The organism is Paenibacillus periandrae (assembly GCF_022458865.1).
GTDB classification, from domain to species: domain Bacteria; phylum Bacillota; class Bacilli; order Paenibacillales; family NBRC-103111; genus Paenibacillus_S; species Paenibacillus_S periandrae.
Genome location: NZ_JAJNMU010000012.1, coordinates 197,001 through 218,649, shown reverse-complemented (window position 1 = coordinate 218,649; position 21,649 = coordinate 197,001). Strand labels below are relative to the sequence as shown.

20 protein-coding genes are annotated in these 21,649 nt (G+C 45.2%); 1 reads left to right on the top strand and 19 read right to left on the bottom strand.

What is annotated here, in order from left to right; all coding sequences use genetic code 11:
* Positions 1 to 5: 5 nt before the first annotated feature.
* From LRL21_RS21445 to LRL21_RS21405, 9 genes are all read right to left on the bottom strand, one after another.
* A complete protein-coding gene (locus LRL21_RS21445; RefSeq protein WP_240417824.1) occupies positions 6 to 1,550 on the bottom strand; it encodes a sulfatase family protein in 1,545 nt (514 codons plus the stop codon).
* Between the two features lie 30 nt (positions 1,551 to 1,580).
* Positions 1,581 to 3,056 carry a sulfatase gene (locus LRL21_RS21440; protein ID WP_240417823.1) on the bottom strand — a complete coding sequence of 492 codons (1,476 nt, stop codon included), beginning with the start codon at positions 3,054 to 3,056 and terminating at the stop codon, positions 1,581 to 1,583.
* 29 nt (positions 3,057 to 3,085) lie between these two features.
* On the bottom strand, positions 3,086 to 3,955 hold the full coding sequence (locus LRL21_RS21435; protein WP_240417822.1) for a carbohydrate ABC transporter permease: 870 nt from the start codon (positions 3,953 to 3,955) through the stop codon (positions 3,086 to 3,088).
* 2 nt (positions 3,956 to 3,957) lie between these two features.
* Positions 3,958 to 4,863 carry an ABC transporter permease gene (locus LRL21_RS21430; protein ID WP_240417821.1) on the bottom strand — a complete coding sequence of 302 codons (906 nt, stop codon included), beginning with the start codon at positions 4,861 to 4,863 and terminating at the stop codon, positions 3,958 to 3,960.
* Positions 4,864 to 4,920: 57 nt separating this feature from the next.
* Positions 4,921 to 6,417, bottom strand: coding sequence for an extracellular solute-binding protein (locus tag LRL21_RS21425; RefSeq protein WP_240417820.1), 1,497 nt, complete (start codon positions 6,415 to 6,417; stop codon positions 4,921 to 4,923).
* A gap of 94 nt (positions 6,418 to 6,511) precedes the next feature.
* A complete protein-coding gene (locus tag LRL21_RS21420; RefSeq protein WP_240417819.1) occupies positions 6,512 to 8,296 on the bottom strand; it encodes a sensor histidine kinase in 1,785 nt (594 codons plus the stop codon).
* Positions 8,293 to 9,306 (bottom strand): response regulator transcription factor, encoded by a 1,014-nt coding sequence (locus LRL21_RS21415; RefSeq protein WP_240417818.1) that lies wholly within the window; start codon positions 9,304 to 9,306, stop codon positions 8,293 to 8,295. The genes LRL21_RS21420 and LRL21_RS21415 overlap by 4 nt, the downstream gene beginning before the upstream one ends.
* Before the next feature lie 19 nt (positions 9,307 to 9,325).
* Complete coding sequence (locus tag LRL21_RS21410; protein ID WP_240417817.1) at positions 9,326 to 10,684, bottom strand: sedoheptulokinase; 1,359 nt, start codon at positions 10,682 to 10,684, stop codon at positions 9,326 to 9,328.
* Between the two features lie 127 nt (positions 10,685 to 10,811).
* Entirely contained in the window at positions 10,812 to 11,714 is a 903-nt protein-coding gene (locus LRL21_RS21405) for a LysR family transcriptional regulator (RefSeq protein WP_240417816.1), read from the bottom strand.
* Between the two features lie 152 nt (positions 11,715 to 11,866).
* Between LRL21_RS21405 and LRL21_RS21400 the strand changes: the two genes are divergently transcribed.
* Positions 11,867 to 12,352, top strand: coding sequence for a PCYCGC domain-containing protein (locus LRL21_RS21400; RefSeq protein WP_240417815.1), 486 nt, complete (start codon positions 11,867 to 11,869; stop codon positions 12,350 to 12,352).
* A gap of 216 nt (positions 12,353 to 12,568) precedes the next feature.
* Here the strand turns inward: LRL21_RS21400 and dmpG are convergent, their stop codons facing one another.
* The 10 genes from dmpG to LRL21_RS21345 form a co-directional block, all read right to left on the bottom strand.
* Positions 12,569 to 13,579 (bottom strand): 4-hydroxy-2-oxovalerate aldolase, encoded by a 1,011-nt coding sequence (gene dmpG, locus LRL21_RS21395; RefSeq protein ID WP_240417814.1) that lies wholly within the window; start codon positions 13,577 to 13,579, stop codon positions 12,569 to 12,571.
* Entirely contained in the window at positions 13,569 to 14,474 is a 906-nt protein-coding gene (locus tag LRL21_RS21390; RefSeq protein WP_240417813.1) for an acetaldehyde dehydrogenase (acetylating), read from the bottom strand. The genes dmpG and LRL21_RS21390 overlap by 11 nt, the downstream gene beginning before the upstream one ends.
* 23 nt (positions 14,475 to 14,497) lie before the next feature.
* Positions 14,498 to 15,670, bottom strand: coding sequence for a UxaA family hydrolase (locus LRL21_RS21385; RefSeq protein WP_240417812.1), 1,173 nt, complete (start codon positions 15,668 to 15,670; stop codon positions 14,498 to 14,500).
* Complete coding sequence (locus LRL21_RS21380; protein WP_338044656.1) at positions 15,660 to 15,971, bottom strand: UxaA family hydrolase; 312 nt, start codon at positions 15,969 to 15,971, stop codon at positions 15,660 to 15,662. The genes LRL21_RS21385 and LRL21_RS21380 overlap by 11 nt, the downstream gene beginning before the upstream one ends.
* Positions 15,972 to 16,015: 44 nt before the next feature.
* A complete protein-coding gene (locus tag LRL21_RS21375; protein ID WP_240417909.1) occupies positions 16,016 to 16,264 on the bottom strand; it encodes a hypothetical protein in 249 nt (82 codons plus the stop codon).
* Between the two features lie 309 nt (positions 16,265 to 16,573).
* Complete coding sequence (locus LRL21_RS21365) at positions 16,574 to 17,827, bottom strand: nickel pincer cofactor-dependent isomerase, group 22 (protein ID WP_240417810.1); 1,254 nt, start codon at positions 17,825 to 17,827, stop codon at positions 16,574 to 16,576.
* A gap of 17 nt (positions 17,828 to 17,844) precedes the next feature.
* Positions 17,845 to 18,840, bottom strand: coding sequence for a 4-hydroxythreonine-4-phosphate dehydrogenase PdxA (locus LRL21_RS21360; protein ID WP_240417809.1), 996 nt, complete (start codon positions 18,838 to 18,840; stop codon positions 17,845 to 17,847).
* A 27-nt stretch (positions 18,841 to 18,867) separates the two neighbouring features.
* Positions 18,868 to 19,890 (bottom strand): Gfo/Idh/MocA family protein, encoded by a 1,023-nt coding sequence (locus LRL21_RS21355; protein ID WP_240417808.1) that lies wholly within the window; start codon positions 19,888 to 19,890, stop codon positions 18,868 to 18,870.
* Positions 19,891 to 19,929: 39 nt separating this feature from the next.
* Positions 19,930 to 20,760 carry a carbohydrate ABC transporter permease gene (locus LRL21_RS21350; protein WP_240417807.1) on the bottom strand — a complete coding sequence of 277 codons (831 nt, stop codon included), beginning with the start codon at positions 20,758 to 20,760 and terminating at the stop codon, positions 19,930 to 19,932.
* On the bottom strand, positions 20,760 to 21,638 hold the full coding sequence (locus tag LRL21_RS21345) for a carbohydrate ABC transporter permease (RefSeq protein ID WP_076234921.1): 879 nt from the start codon (positions 21,636 to 21,638) through the stop codon (positions 20,760 to 20,762). The genes LRL21_RS21350 and LRL21_RS21345 overlap by 1 nt, the downstream gene beginning before the upstream one ends.
* Positions 21,639 to 21,649 lie beyond the last annotated feature (11 nt).

Genomic DNA, 21,649 nt, shown 5'->3' with positions numbered 1-21,649 from the left:
TCATCCTATCCTTTCATTCTTGAACTCAGCTGCTTTTGAACTATCATGGCTGCGGGGTGAATCTTTTCCGGAAACTCGCTTGGATGTCTGCGGATTAATTCCTCCACATGATGTCCCCTACCCGTTTCCTCCAAGCGTTTAATGTATCCCTTCAAGTAGCCTCTGGCATGGTAAGGTCCGCCCTCTTTCATCACCGTCCACAAAGGGTCCTTGTCGTCGCCAGAGCGTCTCATCATGTCGTCATGCCACTCATTTAAGTAATAAACGGCCTCCATACATACATCTTTATTGGAAGCTGCAACATTATGCTGCTCTTTAGGGTCCTCGGAAAGGTTAAACAGCATTTCCTTGTCAAACAGATGAAACCCGTCATGGTAGGAGCGAATATAGATCCAGTCACGAAAACGGACACTTCTCTGGGCGACATGCGCACATTGCGATACGACAACATAATCACGTCCGCAGCTCGCGCCTTCTTTTAGAACAGAAGCATAGCTCACTCCATCCCAATCCGGCATGCTCGGACCGCCTAACATTTCTGCCATAGTGGGGAGTAAATCCAGATGCAAATGAAGATCCTCATTAACAATTCCCTGCTTCATACCCGGCCAGCGAATGATCATAGGGAGACGGCATGTTCCTTGATCGGCAGTGGCGTGCTCACCATAGATACCAAGCTGCCCCATATTTTCCCCATGATCGGCGGATATCATAATAATCAGGTCATCCATAACACCCTGCTGCTCCAGTGATGCAAACAACCGCCCAAGATGCTCATCCATATAACGGATTCCGCAATCATATCCATCGATCATCGTTCTTAAACCATCCATGTCCTGAATATCTCCAGGGTGTCGAGGGAAGCTAGGATGTGTTTGGTTATCGTATGTTTTATTGATGAAATCAATATTTAACTCATTTACCGTATGCGAACCGACCATTTGTTTATGCCTTTCTAATACGTCCTCGGTTAACCATTCTGGCAGCGGGTCCTGCTCAAATGGATTTCCATATTCCATGGGAGCACGGTAAGGCGTATGCGGATCCCAATAATTGATATATAAAAACCAATCATCCTTCTGCGCATTTCGATCAATCCAGTCCTGTGCAACAGGCGTAACATGTTCAGCCGATTCATTGCCATATTTGCCCGTATTGAGGATCTCGTTGAATCCCGCATAAAACCCAAAGGTGGAATGACGCTGGGCAAACGGGCTAATGAGAACTGTATTCAGGTTACCCATTAAATTCAGATAAGAAGGAAAGGAACCACCACGCGTAAGCCTGCCCATCAAATCGCGCTTTATCCCTTCCAGCTTCATATCCCCCGCCGTCCCGCCATGGCCGACCAAACCGTTGCGAATACCGAATTGCCCGCTCATTAACGCGGTTCGAGAAGGAGCGCAAGGTGCATCTGAGGTGTAATAATTCGTAAAACGAACACCTTCCGCTGCAATTTTATCAATGTTGGGGGACGTATTCCGATGATATCCATAGCAGCCTAAGTGGTCAGGGCTGGTTGAGTCCAAGTCCAAAAATAAAATTCTCATTGTTCATCCTCCATAATTTTAAATGATTTCTTATCGATTCAATCCCAGACGCATATATTGCTCATCCGGGGCTTTTTCCAGTTCCATGGCCTGAATGAGCAGCTCCGTATATCGCTTGATCAGTGCCTCGTCCTCGGTAGGTTCTAATTGATGGTAATCCGATTCGATATCATATAGCAGCGAATGCTGTACGTGCTGCGCCATCTTAAAGGGTACTCCAGCTTGGCTGATAGGAATCCGGAATAACGGATAATTGGTGTAGGACAAATATCGTCCGACCTCAATTTGATCCGGATTATGGGTACCCAGATAAGCACCAAAAGTAGTAGGCATTGCGGTATACGCGCAGCAAGGGTAATTATCTTCATGGATGGGGGCACGCAAGTAGGTGTATTTCCCATCGGTAACATTTACTGTCATACCAAACGTGCCGTAGAGCGCGTAATCGCGAATATGATTTTCTGTTCCTTTTACAAGGCCGAGTAAAGAATGACCTCTTACCGTCTGTGGAATATCGATTCCAAAATAATCAAGCAGGGTTGGCATCAAATCTATGTTTTGCGTAATAGCGGAAATTCCTTTTTTATCAGGTACGACTCCCGGCAGATGGATCATTAAAGGCAGATGAGCAATTTCATTATAGACGTGCATGATATTTTTCCCTGTCCATTCGTGCTCGCCTAATAGAAATCCATGGTCAGTCGTCAAAAAAAGAAGCGTATCGTCCCATAATTGTTGGCTATCCATCACATCTAACAATTTCCCAAGCCAATGATCGATCATCGTCAGATTAGCCGCATAGCGTTTTTGCAGATGCTCGATCGCTTCAGGTGGTTCGCCAACTCTGGCATACTTTGGCCAGTCAAACCTTGGCCCCGTATAATCATCCTCGTATAAATCCAAATAATGCTGCGGACAATCGAACGGCTCATGCGGATCAAATGCTTCCACCATGAGAAAAAATGAAGCTGCAGCCTCATTATCCTCCAGCCACTGACAGGCTGCCTTCATCGTCCTGGGGCCTGGATAATCCTCCTCGCTGATGAAGGTCGTACGGTTTTTCTCATATTGAGGTTCAGCTCTTCCATAAACAGACTCAGTAAAGTTAGCCGGCTTATTTACTCGGGAAACCCAAGGATCGCTTTCCTGACCGCGGTGTAAATCCCAGCTATTAAAGGCTTGACAATAGTTTTCTCCGCCCGTTTTAAAATAATGGTAGTGATCTGTCACAATATGCGAGAATACACCTTTACTTTTCAATACTTGCGGGAGTGTAACATCAAACGGTTCTATCCCACCCCATCCACGTTCGAGGAAGCCAAGGCGTCCTGTCATCATATCCCTTCTGGCTGGCATGCAAGGTAATGACCCGGACCAATGATTGTTAAATAGCGTACTCTTCTCAGCTAATCTCGATATATTCGGTGTCTTGACCCATGAAGAAGGGGTGAAGCTCTCCAGCATATGTCGGTTTAGCGTATCCATCAGAACAACAATCGCTTTCATATTGGCAATACCTCTTTCTCTAAAAGTCACTATCCTTTCACAGAGCCTACAAACATCCCTTGATTAAAATACTTTTGCAGGAACGGATAACATAACAGCAGCGGTAACGCAATGAGAAGTACAGCAGCCATACGAACGGGTGGGCCATATTCGTAGTTCCCAATATTCAACTCCATAGATGAGTCCGACTCCAGCAGCAGTTGGCGTAAAAATACTTGAACGGGCCATTTGTTTGAATCGTTCAAATACAAAATAGCCTGGAAGTACGCATTCCAATGCGCCACCCCGTACATCAATGTAATTGTTATTATGGACGGAAGCGAGAGCGGAATGATGATACTGAACAATAGCCTCCACTCGCTGCAGCCGTCGATTCTAGCCGATTCTTCCAGTTCAGTCGGAATGTTGGAAAAAAAGCTTCTCATGATAATCAATATAAACGGAGCGATCGCACCGCTAAGAAACAATGACCAGTAGCTATTTATCAAAGAAAGCTCCTTCAGTACCAGATAAGTAGGTATCATTCCTCCGTTAAAAATCATTGAGAACAGCACCATAAAATTCAACGTGACTCTTCCTTTGAGCCAGCTTTTTGACAAACCATAAGCCATTAAACATGTGGTGAGTACATTGATCACCGTGCCAATGACCGTGATGTAGATCGTATTCGCATAAGATGCTATAAAACCTTTACTATTAACCAAATAGAGATAGGAATTTAACGTCCAGTCCTTCGGAAAGATATAAAACCCCCTCGATAAATACTCAGACTTCGTCGAGAACGAGCTGAACATTACATATAAAAAGGGTAAAGCCACGGTCAGTAATGAAAGGGTCAGGAGTCCATATATGAAAAAGTTAAAAAGAATATCATTCCTTCTGGCTAAGAGCTTATTCATGGTTAGTAAACGCCCTCCTCGCCGAATTTTTTGGCCAATTTGTTGGCTGCCAATACAAACAGCAATCCCACAGCTGACTTAAATAAACCTATAGCTGTTGTAAAGCTGTATTCTCCCTGGAGAACACCTTGACGATACACATACGTATCAAAAACATCCGAAACTGCAAGGTTCAACGAATTTTGCATAAGATAAATATGTTCAAAGCCGGTTTCCATCACTTGTCCGAGCCTGAGAATAAACATAAGCACCACAATCGTTCGCAAAGCGGGCAAGGTGATATGCCACATTTGTCTCCATCTTCCTGCCCCATCCATGACTGCTGCTTCATACAAGGTAGGGTCTACGGAAGCGAGTGCTGCCAGAAATATGATCGCTCCCCAGCCCATCTCCTTCCAAACCGTTTGAAATACGTATAAGCCTCTAAAATAATCGGGGTGGGTTAACAGCTCCAGCCGAGCATATCCATTTTCAGCGAGCAGCTTGTTAATCCCTCCATCCTGGGAGGCGAACAGCACGATCGTTATGCCGACAACGACTACCCATGATACAAAATGCGGGATATAAACAACCGTTTGCACGGTTCGGGCAAACCATTTTACCCGAGCTTCATTTAATAAGATGGCAACAATAATCGGTGCAGGAAAATATAAAAATAAATTGAGAGCGCTTAATATAAGGGTGTTGCTGAATAATCTCCAAAAGTCAGGCTCCATAAATAAGGTTTGGAAATGCTTGAAGCCTACCCACGGGCTTGCCCAAACCCCATCAAAAGGATCAAAGTCCTTAAATGCCAGCAGAATACCACCCATGGGCGCATAACGAAATATAAGGAAATATAGCAAGCCAGGCAGGATCATTACATATAATGGTATTCCTTGCTTTAATGTTTTTTGCAAATTAACCACTCCTGATATAAAGAGTTGGCAGGAAGCCAACCCTATTTCATTCAAATTGTATATCCATTATTTCAATAACTGATACTGAGCATTGGTCTCTTTAATAATTTCGTCTCCTCCGTCTCGTTTCCAGGCTGCAACCGCATCATCAATAGCTGTCAGTGGAGCTTGTCCTACAATAACCTTGGTCATCGTCTCCATCCACTTTTGTTGAAGGCCTGCTCCTTTCTTAGTCACCGTTTCACTAAAATAGCCTTCGGCAGGATTTTTCCAGCGATACTTTTCATTGGTTTCAATAATAGTTCTAATTCTTTTGGCAGCTTCTTGATCGTCCCACTTCCGGATTTGAATATCGGGATCAAATCTTCGGAAAAACCATGTAGACAGCAATTGCGGACGATCTTTATCGAAAGCTTCAAGCTTTTCGTATTTACCGTCATTGCCCTTTTTATAATGCACACCCTCGATACCATTCTTGATTAAATCGTAACCCTCATCTGACAGCATATAGTCTAGCAGTTCCAAAATACGCTGCTTTTTGGAGGCATCAATCTTCGCATTAATAACCACTTTATTCGTCATTGCAAGTGTTTGCGTTGCCTGCTTGCCTGTTGGCCCCTTCGGAGGAAGCAGCTGGACCAGGTCCGCACTTGGAGTTAATTTCTTCAAAGTAGGCAAGGTTCCGTTGAAAAACTCGTTGGTAACAACCATGGCAATCCCTACTTTGCCCGCTTCCAATTTAGCTACGCTGTCCTTCACTTTATTAGCAGGAAAATCTCTGTCCAGCACACCTTCTGTGTATGCCTTTTTCATGAAGGCTGCAAAATCCTTCAACTCATTCGTCTGAACCTGCATAGGCACCAATTGCCCATTCACATCGCTCCATTCATTACCTAAACCAAAGGCACCCATGATCGGTTCAATTTGGGAGAACTTGTTATTGACGATACCAAACGAGAACCCGGGCGTATCCGCTTGACCGTTGCCGTCCGGGTCCTTCGTTGCAAACGCTTTAGCAACCTCGTAAAATTCATCCGTTGTAGTTGGCATCTTGAGTCCTAACTTATCCAACCAATCTTTGCGAATGGCCAAGGTATCCCGCGTATCGGTGACATAATAAGGGAAACCGTAGTATTTGTCTTTGGGGTTCATTTTGGCCAGACCGTCCGAAGTAATATATTTGGACAAGTTCGCGTATTTGCCCAATTCGGGCTTTACGTCCATGAAGATGCCTTTGTCTCTCCATTTGTTAAATTCCGCTTCCTGAACCATAAATACATCAGGAAACTCATTGGATGCGGCCATTACATTCAGCTTCTGGGCATAGGTGTCGGAAGGTACCCATTGAACCTTAAAATTAATATTCAGTTTTTTATTAATCTCTTTAATCACAGGGTGATCTTCTGGCCATCCACCGCCAGCATAACTAAACGTCATCATATTCACATTGATTTGTTCTTTACTAGAACTGGTCTTCCCTTCTGATGCAGTGCTTCCTTGTGAACAGCCAACCACACTGACCGTAAACACGCCAGCAAGTAATGCGGGTATCCACTTCTTCATGTCTTGTCCCCCTCGTTTCTCATTTCATTAATAACCATACTGCTAATTGCACTTTTTTTCCTTACACAATCTTTTTATTTATAGTCCTATCTTTTTACGAGCTGCGATAAGGTATCCTAAGACTGATCACACTGCCGCGTCCAGAGAAGGAATGGACGGACACGCCATAAGCTTGTCCATATTTTAGTGATAACCGTGTGTGTACATTTGCCAAACCGATCGCACTGCTCATCAACGTGTCTTCATTCGACGAACGGTTGTTAAATTGTTCCTCCAGGCTTGTTATCTTATCATCGGATATACCCGGACCATTATCAGCAATCTCGATAATCAAATCCTGATGATCCTGGTATGCGCTCACGATAATAGCCGCTTCACCACCTTTTGGCTCAACAGCATATTTAACCGCATTTTCCACAATAGGTTGAATACTAAGCTTAATAATGGGGCAGCTCAGGAACTTGTCATTTACGCGAACACTACTCTCGAATTTTTTAGGATAGCGAATATGAATAATTTCCAAATACTTGGTTAACGAGCTCAATTCTTCGTTCAATGTTACTTCATCATAAGACCATTTAGAGGCATAACGATACACATCAGCCAAATTGTGGGTGATCCTCTCGATAATCGGGACGTCCTCCAGAAAGGCAATGCTTTTAATAATATCCAGCGTATTGTACAGCAAATGAGGATTAATCTGGTTTTGAAGCGCACGGATCGTGGCTTCGCTTTGCTGTAGTTGAAGCTCCACTTCTTTGACCTTGTAATGGGATACCTCATCCATTAAAATAGACAGCTGCTCGACCATCTTATTAAAACTGCTGATTAAAATTTCAAATTCATTAATATTGGATACTTTGTGAGCCCTTACGTTCAGGTTACCCATGGCTACAGATTCCATCAGCGACTTGATATGCTTGATCGGATTAATAAATTGGCGAAGTAATAAAGGAATCGACACCATGATGATGATCGATATCATTGCGAACGTTATAAACGTAGATTGGACGGCTGATTGCAAGCTGTGGGCCATCTCCGAATAAGGGACGAAAGAAACGATCTTCCAACCCGTGTAACCCGAAATGCCGTATGAGACCAAATAAGGAGTTCCATTCAGGTCATACATCGTACTCTTGGTCTCATCATTCAAAATCAGCTCATTGAGGGACGTTTCACTACGCTGCTTGCCTATCCATTCTGAATTCGGATGATACACATAGGTATCTTGCTCGGAAAGAATAAAGAAATAACCGGTCTTCCCCAATTTTGATTTGGTAAGTGTTGCTTCGATTTCGGACAAGGAGAACTGTACGATCAGATTTCCTATCATCTCCAGGTTTTGCGTGCTGTAAATAGGAATGAGCATATTTAATACGTGAGGCCCCGTTCCTTTCAAGCGATGTGTAGGCAGAACGGTTACTTTGGATACAGGAACAGACGGATACCAGGCCTCATTTACGTAGGAGCTATTCAAATAAGCAGCGTTAAATAAAGGTAAAACCCGTTTATCATTAGATACTAAATACATATTTTCAATTTCTGGAAAGTTAAAAGATACATAGGCCTTCATCTCCATTTCGATTTCACTAATATCCTCCGGTTTAGGAACATACTCTTTCATTAACCACGTTTGGGTCAAAGAAGTATTAATTAACGTATTGGTTGAGTTTTTCATTTGCTTAAAATAAAACTCCATATGATGGTTCAGCCGATCTGTCGCTTCTGTGGTTATGGTCACAAAGTCCTCTTTAACCGCTTTGCTGTAGTAGAAATGGGAAAATAGCGTGATCAAGCCAATCGAAACCAAGCTGAGTGCCAGGAATAGAATAATCATTCTATGTTTAATAGACCTGACTTGAATACGGGGTAATTTCATAGCCCGAGACTCCTTCTATATTCATTTGGCGACTGATTCATGATGCTTTTAAAGAGACGGTTGAAGTAAGGTAAAGAGGAAAATCCGACCATATCTGCGACCTCGTATACTTTAAGATCCAAATCCAACAGCAACTGTTTAGCCTTATCGATTCGATATAAATTCAAGTAATTGATAAATGAATCTCCGTTATTCTTTTTAAAAAGAACACAAAATCTGGAAATACTCAGATCGCTATACTCGGCGATTTGGGAAAGTGTGATTTCCTTGTGGTAATGCTGCTGCACATATTCATTCACTTTTTTCATCATCATATGGTTTTTATGATCATCACGATGTTGATGACGGGACCATTCTTCCAACAGTTTCAGAAAGTGGCTTTGTATCGACTCGATATCTTTTTCGTTCCCTAAATCCGCCTTGTGATAGTTGGGTATAATACTGACTAGCTGATCATTTAATTTGTTCAAAAAAATACGTAAAAGACCGGATCTAACACCTGGATTCGCTGTTTTCATTTTCATGATAAAATGAATCAACAGAACCGCTTCCTTCGCAAGCTCTTGATGATCCATGACCTCCATCTTTTCTATAAAATTTTGAATTTTATGGAGCGGCTCATGATGATGATGGGATTGCTGTAATCTTTCTACCGAGCGTATCAATGCTCTTTTCAAATCAGCCGCTGGCACTGGCTTTAACAAATATTCTGTAGCCCCATATCGCATCGCTTGCTGAGCATAATTGAAATTTTCATAACCACTTATTACGATAGGAACAATGGAAATATTATATTCATCACACTTTTGGAGAAGCGAAAGTCCATCCAATTGGGGCATCATAATATCTGTAATCACAACATTAGGCCAATACTCATTAATCAAATTCCATGCCTCCACACCGTCACTCGCCTGTGCTACCACCTTAAAGCCAAGCTCAAAACGTTCAATCATTTCCACAATCGCATTCCGAATCCATACCTCGTCTTCCGCTACCAATACATGAAACATTCGATCGCCCCATTCCCATTTATTCAAAAGCAATGTGCTGAAAGTCCGGGAATACCGAGCACCCCACGGACGCACACAAACTGGCGCCATACGCTGCCTCTTCCGGATGAGCCGCAATTTGCAGCGGTAGGTTAAAGGTCATGGAAAGCCTTTGGCGTAATGTAGCATTATTTCGAATTCCATTGCCGGACCCGATAAGTGACTTGATCTGCTGCTTGCGCTCGTTCGGGAACGTTGTATAAAATTGGTACAGCTCTGCAATGATCCCATCGATTACACCGATGATGAGATGACCAGGTGTGAAGTTCAGTGAGTCAATACCTTCAATGGACCCTCTCTTAGAAGGATCGGATCTGGAGCCATAAAACTGGGTCTGGACGCGAAGCTCTCTATCCAGTACAGCCTTTTCTGCTAATTGACTCATCCTTGCATACAGACTGCCTCGGTCCTCCAAACCGCCAAGCTGTACGCATACCTCACGAAAAAAGCTTTCCAGCAGCGCATAGGATTTTCCGCCACTCAGGGAAGCTCCAACAAGCAGATATCCCCCGCCTGGGAATGGACGAATATCAAGAGGTTCTATCGTAAGAAAGCGTTTGCTAAATATTGAGATTTGTGAACCTGTTCCAACATTCAACAGCACCGAGTCCGTGATCGAACTGACGGATCCGAGAAAGCTGGCTTGATTGTCTCCAAGTGAAACTGTCACGGGTATCCCTGCCTGTGAATGTCCGATGACGGTGCCTGAAGGAACTACTTCCGGCAGCATCCTCCACTCGATTCCCGCCGCCTCCAACGTATGAGCTTCGAAATCCATGAATTCGAGGTTAAACAGACCTAAGCTTGCAGCGTTGGTCGGATCCATAAGCGGCTTGCACCCTCCTGTTAGCTTCATGGCTACATAGTCTGCGATGGTGCATATGCAGGCAGCATTTGCCGGTATAAGTCCGTTCTGCAAATTATAGTGATGGGTCACCAATCCAAAGCCCGTCGCCAGCGGCATGGATGTAATCCCCGATAAGCGGGACACATAGGTGTCACCGTCACTGATGTCGTTGATCGCTAAATCCCCTCGTTGATCCTGCCACGTATACAGCGGTGATACGTGGTTACCCACGTCATCCACGTAGAGCATACCATGCATTTGTCCGGTTAAGCCTATACCAGCTGCATGAACACCGCCGCTTGTCAATTGATCCAAAATCTCGAAGACGATCTTGAGGATCACATCTGGATCCTGAATAAATTCCCAAGGATGAATCGAATCTATAGAAGCGTTGTTGCTTTTTGTTACGGAATTAAGTATCGTGCCACTCGCTGCATCCATGATAATACCGCATATCGATGTAGTGCCAATATCCAGGCCGATAAAGTTCATATGCTTAAGCCTCCATACTCCGTAGGTTGTCAGTCACTTGCCAGTGCAGAACGGCACTGTAGCAGCTGCCGAATGTTATTTCTTGAGATCATTGTGAGCGTGCGCTTGTATACAAGTCTAAGTGCTGCTATGTGGATATGACCTGTTGGAGAGCTTGTATGTAGGCATAGCCGAGCTTGGACAACGCAACATTGCGATGAGAAATCCAACCGACATTAATGACTTCCTCACAATCCAACGGTACAGGAATAATATCATTACCATTCAAATCTTTGCTCAGCACGCCTGTCGATATGGTATACCCGTTTAACCCAATCAGTAAATTAAAAAGCGTCGCCCGATCATTCACGCGTATACTTTTTTTATGGGAAAGTGTACTGAGAATTTCTTCGGAGAAATGAAAGGAATTGTACTCGCCCTGATCAAAAGAAAGATACGGATATTGCTGCAGCTGTTCTATCGTTACGATGGATTGATGGGCCAGCGGATTTTTGCTGCTGATGAAAATATGCGGTTTAGCGGTAAATAAGCTGTTAAATTGTAAATTAGCTTCTTTCAGCAGCTTATGGATGACTTTTCCATTAAATTCATTCAGATATAAAATGCCAATTTCGCTGCGTAAGCTTTTGACGTCCTCAATGATCTCGTAGGTTTTGGTTTCACGCAATGCAAATTCATATTCGTCTTGACCATGCTCCTGACATAGATTTACAAATGCATTGACCGCAAAAGCGTAATGCTGGGTAGATACGGAAAAGTGCTGCGGGGAAGGTTTGGCATCGAGATAACGCCCTTCCAATAATTCAGCCTGCTCAACAACCTGTCGCGCATAGCTTAAAAATTCGACACCTTCCTTCGAAAGTGAAATCCCTTTATTCGATCTTTCAAATATGGCAATCTGCATTTCTTTTTCCAGATCCTTAATCGCATTTGAAAGACTCGGTTGAGAAATAAATAATCGCTTGGCAGCTTCATTAATGGAGCCTTGATTCGCCACCTCAATCACATACTTTAATTGTTGCAGTGTCAATGAAATGCCCCCTTTATTTCATATCTTATTACATGTGCGAATGTAAAGGAAGCCTGTTGCGTTAAGCTGCATGAGTAGAGGTACCGGATAACTTGATTTTCATATGTTTTTATAATACATTGCTTAATATAAAGGTCTTAGGGAGGAAAATAATGAGATTTAAAGCAATCCAGATATCTTTGACTTTACTAGCGATGATCAGCATGGCTGCGTGTAGTAAAGGCGCCCCGGAGCATGCAACATCCCATGCAGTAGCCCACAATGGAGATCTGCAGGAAATGACCAGTTCGATCAACACTCTTCCCAAATTTCTTAATAACCAACCTGAGCAAACTCAAAAAATTTATCAGATCGCCGCTCTAAGCATCGATAAGCTCAAATGGATTCCTTGTTACTGTGGATGTGGAGATGAGGCTGGTCATAAAAGCAATATGAATTGTTTTATAAAGGAAGTAAAAACCGATGGAAGTGTTGTGTGGGACGATCACGGTACACGGTGTGGAGTTTGTATGGAGATCGCTTTAACTACAGCTCAATTAAGTAAAGATGGAAAATCGGTAAAGGAAATTCGTGATTATATTGATACGCGATACAACAAAGGATATGCCAAGCCTACGGATACACCTATGCCTGCATAAAAAGAGACTCTCCAACATAGGAGAGCCTTTTTATAATATCGGCAATTTATAAGTTTTCAGCGGAGCTGAATATTCTGGTATTGCAAGAAAAGCTACATTTAAAACACGAATGTATCTTCACCGAATAGGCTTCGATCCGAAGTTTTTCTTACATTTATATCCAGAATTCCATTCTATTAGACAGTAAGACATTCCAGTCGTGCTTACAATGTCCAATTATTTACGTAAGCTGGCTGCCACATCGAGAATCATGTCTTCCTGCCCGCCAACAGCCTTGCAACGGCCCAATTCCATCAGGATATCGCGTGGATCGACGCCGAACCGTTTGCCAGCTCTTTCTGCATGGAGCAGAAAGCTGGAATACACACCGGCATAGCCCATGGCCAAGCTGCCCTTATTGATCTCCGGCACGCGATGCATGATCGGTGCGACTACATCCTCGGCAAGATCCATCATTTTGTACAAATCGATACCAAGGTGCATATCCATACGCTGAAGGACGGCGATCAGAGCTTCCGTCTGCGTATTGCCAGCCCCTGCTCCGAGACAGCGGGTACTGCTGTCGATACGGGTCGCACCTTCTTCTATCGCGACAAGTGTATTTGCTACAGCAAGTGAAAGATTATTGTGTGCGTGAAAACCGATTTCACAAGATAAGGCACCCCGCAACGCTTTGACTCTTTCTCTGACGTCTTGAGGCAGCATGGCACCGGCGGAATCGGTCACATACACAGCCTGAGCGCCATAGCTTTCCATCAGCTTGGCCTGCTCAACAAGAACTTCGACAGGTGCAGAGTGAGCCATCATGAGAAAGCCGATTGCTTCCATACCCAGCTCGCGAGCAACATGAAGATGCTGCGCCGAAACATTCGCCTCTGTTACATGTGTTGCGACTCGTACCAGCTTAGCTCCTATCGAGTGAGCCTGCTTCAACTCCTGTACAGTCCCGATACCGGGAATGAGCAGTACGGCAACCTGTGCTTGCTTGCATTGCTCTACCGCTGTCTCAATAAGCTTCATTTCATCAACGAGCGAACGTCCATACTGTAGGGTTGAACCACCTAAGCCATCACCATGGCTCACTTCTATATAATGCATGCCTGCATCATCCAAAGTACGGGCAACTGCTCGAACCTGTTCTACTGTGAATTGATGAGCAACCGCATGGCTGCCGTCTCTTAGACACACTTCGGTTATTCGAATCGATTCTGTGCTGTTACGCTTCAATCTGTTTCCCTCCTTCCTCTACCAGAGCACCGGACAACCGATGACGGGCAAACTCTTCACCGATGCGTACAGCAGTAGCTGTCATGATGTCCAGATTACCGGCATACGCTTCGAAATAATCACCAGCTCCCTCAACCTCCAGGAAAATCGTTACTTTATCTTCATCGAACAGCAACTCCTGTTTGAGACGATAGCCTGGCACGTATTCCTTGACTCTGGCCACCATGTCATGAACTGATTGGCTGATAGCAGCCTGGTCCATATTTTTCACTTGGCAGTAAACGGTATTTCTCATCATAATCGGAGGATTCGCCGGATTTAAGATAATAATAGCTTTACCCCGATCGGCGCCTCCGACTTCCTCAATTCCACGGCGAGTTGTGTTCGTAAACTCGTCGATATTAGCCCGAGTGCCGGGACCTGCGCTTTTGCTGGAAATGGTAGCGACAATTTCCGCATAATAGACGTCGGCCACGCTGTTAATAGCATGAATAATAGGAATCGTCGCTTGTCCACCGCAGGTAATGAGGTTAACATTAGGTGCATGAAGATGGTCCTGGAAATTCACTACTGGGCTTAAAAACGGACCTCGAGCTGCCGGAGTCAGATCAATGGCCGTTATTCCCAGTTCCTGCAGTACCTTGGCGTGACGCACGTGAGCCTTAGCCGATGTTGCGTCAAATACAAGGTCAGCCAGATCCGGATGATCCACGATAGCTTGTATCCCGTTATCATAGGTGGTATAGCCGAGGGACCGGGCTCTTTGCAATCCTTCCGAGGCCGGGTCAATACCGATCAACGCGGTCAGCTCCAGAACATCGCTCCGTTCCAGCTTATACATCAAGTCGGTGCCTATGTTGCCTGATCCGAGTATGGCTACTTTTACTTTATTCATATGCTTCTCCTTTCTGATCGTAATTAAAAAGTAGGACCGATACGGTTAATCCCAAAATCGTACTGCTTCAAAATTTCCGACTTCGTCCATTTTCCATCCGATACCATCAGCACCTCGTCATAAATTCGACGGCCAACCTCTTGTACCGTTTCTTTTCCTTCAATAATCGTTCCCGCATTCATATCCATGTTATCTGCCATTGTCTCAAACATGCGGCTGTTCGTCGCAATTTTGATGACTGGAGCTATCGGTGAGCCAGTAGGCGTTCCTCGACCGCTCGTGAATAAAATAACCTGAGCACCGCCGGCTACCATACCGGTAAGCTGTTCAATGTCCTGCCCTGGCGTGTCCATCCAAACAAGGCCCTTCTTGGTTGGATGCTCAGCGTAATTAATAAGCTCTTGCAGAGGGCGAGTACCCGCTTTGGCGGCGGCTCCAAGCGACTTCTCCTCCAACGAGCTAAGACCGCCTTCGATGTTACCTGGAGTAGGATTACCCGTACGGATATCGACACCCATCAGGGTCGCTTTGCTCTCCATCGCTTCGATAACCTCATACACCCGTTTAGCAACTTTGTCGTCAACGGCACGACTCGCCAGCAGATGCTCGGCTCCGATAATTTCGGATGTTTCCGCCAAAATCGCGGTGCCGCCACCATCAACAATCATATCACTGACAACGCCGACAGCCGGATTGGCCGATAGGCCGGAGCATGCATCCGATCCGCCGCATTCCGTTGCAACGATCAGCTCGCTGATGTCGCACTCTACCCGGCGCTGCATCGATGCTTCCTGAACCATTCTGGCAGCAATCTGTGCCCCTCTGGCAATGGTCATCAGGGTCCCGCCATTTTCCTGGATCGATACAAGCTCGACCGGTTTCCCTGTTTGCTTGGCGATCTCATTGGCTACGCTCCGACCCTGATGCGTTTCACAACCGAGTCCAAGTACAACAACTCCATACACGTTCGGGTTGCTTCCAATGCCTACGTAGGTGCGAAAGGTTTGTTCGTAATCCACACCTACCTGGGCACAGCCATGCTGGTGAATAAAGGATACAGTGCCTTGCACCAAATCTGTGATGCGGTTAGCTGTTTGTGTGGCGCAAATAATCGTTGGTAAGATCAGGACATGATTGCGAACGCCTACTCTTCCATCCTTGCGACGATAACCCCAAAATTTTGAATTAAGCTCCATGTTGATCCCCCCTGCCTCGTTTTCCGTCCAGATTGTGGACATGTACATGCTCGCCTTCCTGAATATTCCGGTTCGCCATGCCAATGACTTCACCGTACTTAACAATATCTTCCTTTATCGAAATCGGTCGAACGGCAAACTTATGCCCGAAAGCAATGGAATCGCGCATCGTAACCGTAAAATGGATATCCTCGACGCGCAGCTCAACCGCAGCTCCGGCAGGGATATCTCCCAAAGCCATAGCCACATTATCCTTCTTTTTCATCATGACAGCGCGATGCATATTTTCTGTAATGCCCAAGCTTCTCATCCTCCTGTTACTATCCAGCTCCAAGTGCAGTGGGTCTATTTAGCCCAATACATCTCACCAGCAGTCTCGATAATCATGACCTCTTTTAAAAATTTTACCGCTTTGTGAAAGCCTTCCTGGGTGGACATAATCCCATCCTCATGCTCGATACTGATTGCACCACTATAACCTACAGTGCGTAATGCGCTGAACATTTCCTTCCATAACTCCTGTCCATGACCATATCCAACCGTACGAAACGCCCACGAACGATTAACGACATCCTTGTAAGACTTCGTATCCAACACGCCGTTGAGTAGCCCGGATGAGGCTCTACTGCGATCCTGATTCCGTTATCCCTCGCATATTGACCCATCTTTTCCCAATATGGAATCACTTTTTGCACCCATTGCCATGTTAAAGTATCCAGGAAATCCGTTGGCCAAGGACATGTGACCCACACAGAACGCAGCGAGTGTTCCGATTCACCCGGACATCCCGCGAAATTAACGACCGTATCTACACCAAGCTCCTTGGCAAGTAAAATCGTATTGACATATGGATTGAATGGCAGCGCATATAAGCGCAAAGCTGTTAATATTTCGATTCAGACCCTAATTGAGAAAAATTCCGTTATCGTCAAACTGCATTTCGGTTATATCGCCAACAATCTCAACATGATCCAATGCGCGAATTTCCGGCAGCAGCGATTCGGAAACATACATGAATTCAATATCAAGCGTATTGGGAATACGGATGACCCGTGCGTGCTCTGGCACAACACCCCAGCTGCAGCGCAATGCGGTTCTCATCGCTTCCAAATCATTGTCCAAAATAATCGGGATCATCGCCCGATGAAGAAATGTGCTCGTAATGACGTTTTCATTCATTTTATGAAAGTCTATTTTGTCAAACAGCCGTTTGGTCGTAATATCGGCTAGACCGATACCTAACGCGTTCCCTTGACATTCGTCGCTCAGATCTCCGGCTATGACATACTTGATCTTGGGAAATTCCGGTTCTTCCTCGCCGAGAATTCGCATTTTGCCAATAATATTCGTGTCCATGCCGGTTCCACTATAATTTTTGCCGATTCTATCGACATGCAGCACATCCAGCTCCTGAATAGGAAGCTTGGGCATCAAAGAGGCCGACAATTTGAGCAGCTCCCGCTCCCGCTCTTCAATAAGCTCAGTTGGGATCGCCTCGATGACCGCTGTTTGTTCATGCGCGTTTTCCACAATGGCTACACCGCACAAAATATTCGCTTTAGTAAAAACGACCCGCGACACTTCAGGCATATGATCGCGTATGCCCTGAATGCCATAATTGTGCAAGGCAAGCGCCTGCTTGTGCTTGCCAAGGCCGATGGCAGCCATCTTCATTATGCCGCTTTCGATGCCGATTGGGGATTTGAAGTCGGTATGCACCTTCACTCTCCCGATTAGGATCACACCATCGCCTTCAGAGGCATGACGATCGATATAAACCGGAACGCCTCGTTCTGTTTCACCGATCTGCACCACCTCCATCGAAGAGAGGATCGGAGCCCCGCAATAAGCTTCAGTTACACCCAGGCTTTCCAGCACTTTGACTTGACCCTCAGCTGTTGCCCCACCGTGGCTGCCCATAGCGGGAATAATAAAAGGCCTGGCTCCAAGCAGCTGTAAGTTCACCACAAAGGACTTGATAATTAAAGCAATATTGGCAATCCCCCGGCTTCCTGCCGTTATGGCAATCCGCATGCCGGGCGTTATTTTCGATTCCAATCCAACAAGACTGATTTGACGTCTGACTTCTTCCTCGATGTCCTTAACAGCGGGTCCTGTAAAATGCTGTTTGATACGGACCATCCGTGGCAATTTCATTTGAATTACGCCTCCGATCAGAATCCTGCCAATTTGACGGCCAGCTTCATCGCCTGCTCTGTCGCTCCTGGGTCGGCAATGCCTTGACCTGCAATATCAAAAGCGGTTCCGTGTGCAGGGGTGGTAATAATAACAGGCAAACCACCGCTGACTGTAACTCCTTTATTGAAGCCCATCAGTTTCATCCCGGTTTGAGCTTGATCGTGATACATGCTGACTAAGCAATCAAAAGGATTCGTTTTTAAACGAAGGAAAATCGTGTCTGCCGGATACGGTCCGTCCACCTGAATGCCTTGTTCCTGCGCTTCCTTGATTGCCGGCATGATTTCTTCAATTTCTTCCATGCCCAACAAGCCATTGTCGCCTGCATGCGGATTCAGTGCGGCTACTGCAATTCTTGGGTTCTCAAAGCCAGCATTCAATAAAGTTTGTTGGGCAAAACGAATGATTCGGCCTACACGTTCTTTCTTAACAAGACTGCTGACTTCTTTCAACGGCACATGTGAGGTTACCCGAGTGAACCATAGATCGCCTAATACATTAATTTCGCTAAACCCTTCCTTGCAGTCCAGCAAGGAAGCGAAGAAATGAAGCTCATCCTGAAAATGAAAGCCTCCGCTATGCAGCGCTGCCTTATTGATAGGTGCGAATACGAATCCATCCAACTTTTTCTGTTGGGCAAGCTTTAAGGCATACGTCAATGTTTCGCCAGTCGCTTTGCCGGAAGCAACAGATAATTGGCCTTGTGTATAAGCATCTGTTGACAAGTTATGCAAATCGATGAAATACAGCTCATCTTTGTTATCGATTTGTTCAATGCTTTGAATATTATGATAGGACAGCGTTTGACCCGCATCCATTTGTCCTTGGTTAAGTACACGTTCGTCACCAATCAATACCCATGTTGCCAAATTGCGAACATCTGCGATTTGCAGAACCTTGACAACCAATTCTGGGCCGATGCCTGCTGCATCTCCCAATGTAACGCCAATGACCGGTTTTCTTATCATCATTCCCTGCTCCTTTTTATGTGTATTTCGTTATTGCACGCGCACTATGGTCCCAGTTTCTGCCGATTCTAATGCGGCAAGTATAACCTTCAACGATTTCAAGCCTTCTTCGCCGGAAATCGACGGTTTCGTATTCGTAGTGATATGATGGATAAAGGTGCGGACGATACCGCTCTCGGTTTGCTTATCATTCGTAGCGACTTTTCCCATCTGGTGAAGTACTCTTTCCCCATTATTAAAATCAATGATGACATTATAGGTAGCATCCTCAATCAGTCGCAAAATACCGTTCTCGCAATACAGCACTGTGCTGTTATCTTCCTTGGCCTTATAAGTCCAGCTGGCAGCCAGCGTCCCGATGATGCCGTTCTCGCTTTTGAGCACACATACAGCGTTATCGTCAACATCCGTATCTTGCTTTTGCAGCGTGCCGACAAATGCTCCTACCTCGACGATCTCCTCTCCCAGAAGGAAACGGATGAGATCCGTCTTATGAACGCCCAGATCACCCATGGCTCCGATAAAGGCAAGCTTTTTTTGGAAAAACCAGCCTCCGGCTCCTTCTATGCTCCACGTTTCAGGACCACCATGTCCAAACGAGGTACGGAACGTCAGAACACGTCCAAGCACACCGCTGTCCAATATTTCTTTGGCTTTAACGTGAGGCAGCATGAGACGCTGGTTATGCCCGATCATCAGGAGCTTGCCGGTTGTCTCCGAGGCTGCAATCATCGCGCTCGCTTCCGCAATGGAGATAGCCATTGGCTTCTCGCATAGAACATGCTTACCCGCTTCCAGTGCAGCTATGCTTACCGGAGCATGCAGCGCGTTAGGCAAGCATACGCTGACAGCATCCAAGCCTTCGTGCTGAAGCAGTTCGCGATAATCCGTATAAGCATTCGCTCCATATAGAGCAGCCATTTCTTCTGCACGTTCCTGATTCGTGTCGGCAACCGCCACGATTTCAACATTGGGCTGGTAGGCATACTCAGGTAAATGCCTTCTTCTTGCAATGGCTCCACAGCCGATAACGCCTATTCGTATGTTTGTCATATGGTGACGCCTCCCTATACCTATCCTTATTGTTATTCTTTAGCCTTTTACAGCTCCCGCCGTAATGCCTTGAATAATATATCTCTGCATAACCAAAAAGAAAATAATGATCGGAACAATGGCCAACGTCAGCGCCGCCAATGCCAAATGCCATTGGTTCGTATATTCACCGAAATATACATATGTTGCGAGCGGAATCGTCTGATTAGCTTTAGCGCTTAGCATGATGAACGGCAGCAGAAAGTCATTCCAGATCCATAATGTATGCAAAATCGCAATCGTCGTTGTGATCGGAGCGAGCAGCGGAAGTAAAATGCGGAAAAATACGCCGACCGTGCTGCTGCCGTCAATGGTCGCAGCTTCCTCCAATTCAATCGGGATACCTTTGACAAAGCCGTGATAAAGAAACAAAGCGAGTGGTGTGCCGAATCCCAAATACATCAGGATCATGCCGTATAGTGAATTAATCAGATGGAAATCCTTGGCTACCTTCACAAGCGGAATCATCATCGATTGAAAAGGAATGACCAACGAGGACAAGATGACCAAAAAAATCACATGACTGACAATACCGGGACTTCTCACCAATTGGTATGCGGCGGCAGAGCTGATGAGCAATATACCCATGACGCTCGCTACTGTAATGATCAAGGAGTTCGCAAATACACCCGGAAAATGGATTTGCTGCCACACGGTAACGAAATTGGAAAATTGAAAAGATTCGGGCAGCGACGCTGTTGAGGCCATCACTTCGTTATACTTTTTAAAGCCGTTAACAAATGTCAAATACAGTGGAAAAAAGAACAGTACGGCCAGGATGATCATGAACAGCTCGATCACGAACTTGCCTAAAGTATATTGTTCCTTCATTACATTTCCACCTCCTTGCGCTTCATAACAAACACTTGTACTACGGTAACTGATGCCAAGATGACAAAGAACACAACGGCTTTAGCCGAAGCATACGTGTATTCATTTTTAGTGAAGGCGTCCAGATAAATATGCAGAGCGAGCGATTCCGTCGTTCCGTAAGGTCCGCCTTTCGTCAATGCGAAGTTCAGATCGAACACCTTGAACCCGTGTGAAATGGCAAGAAAGAGACATACTGTAATGGCAGGCATAATCAGTGGAATAATGATCTTTTGAAGCCGATGCCAACGATTAGCGCCATCAATTTGAGCGGCCTCCAATAAATCGGTAGGAATTCCTTGCAGCGCAGCAAGATAGATAACCATCAGATAACCAGCGTAATGCCACACACTCACCAGGATCAGCGACCAGAAAGCGTACTCCGGAATACTGAGCCAGTTTTTTTGAAAAATCTCGATTCCTGTTAAGCTCGCAATTTGCGGAAAGCCTTGTGTAATAATAAACTGCCAGATGAATCCGATCACAAGCGACCCCATCACGTGCGGCAGAAAAAACACGGTTCTTAATGCATTTTTCGTTTTAAGTGCCATATTAAGTACAAAAGCAAGAGCAAATCCGACCAAATTTACCAATATCGTACTGACAAAAACATACTTCATCGTAAAGATAAAGGATTTCATATGCTCTGTATCTTCCAGCAGTCGTTTGTAATTGCTCCATCCGGCCCACTTGATTTCACTGCTGATCCCGTTCCAGTCCTGGAAGGAAAAAATAATAGCTCTAATAAAAGGCAGCAAAATGAACAAAGCGAAGAAAAGAACAGCCGGGGAGACAAAGGCGATATATATCAATAATTTTCTGGTTCTCATTCGCGACATGAAGAATACTC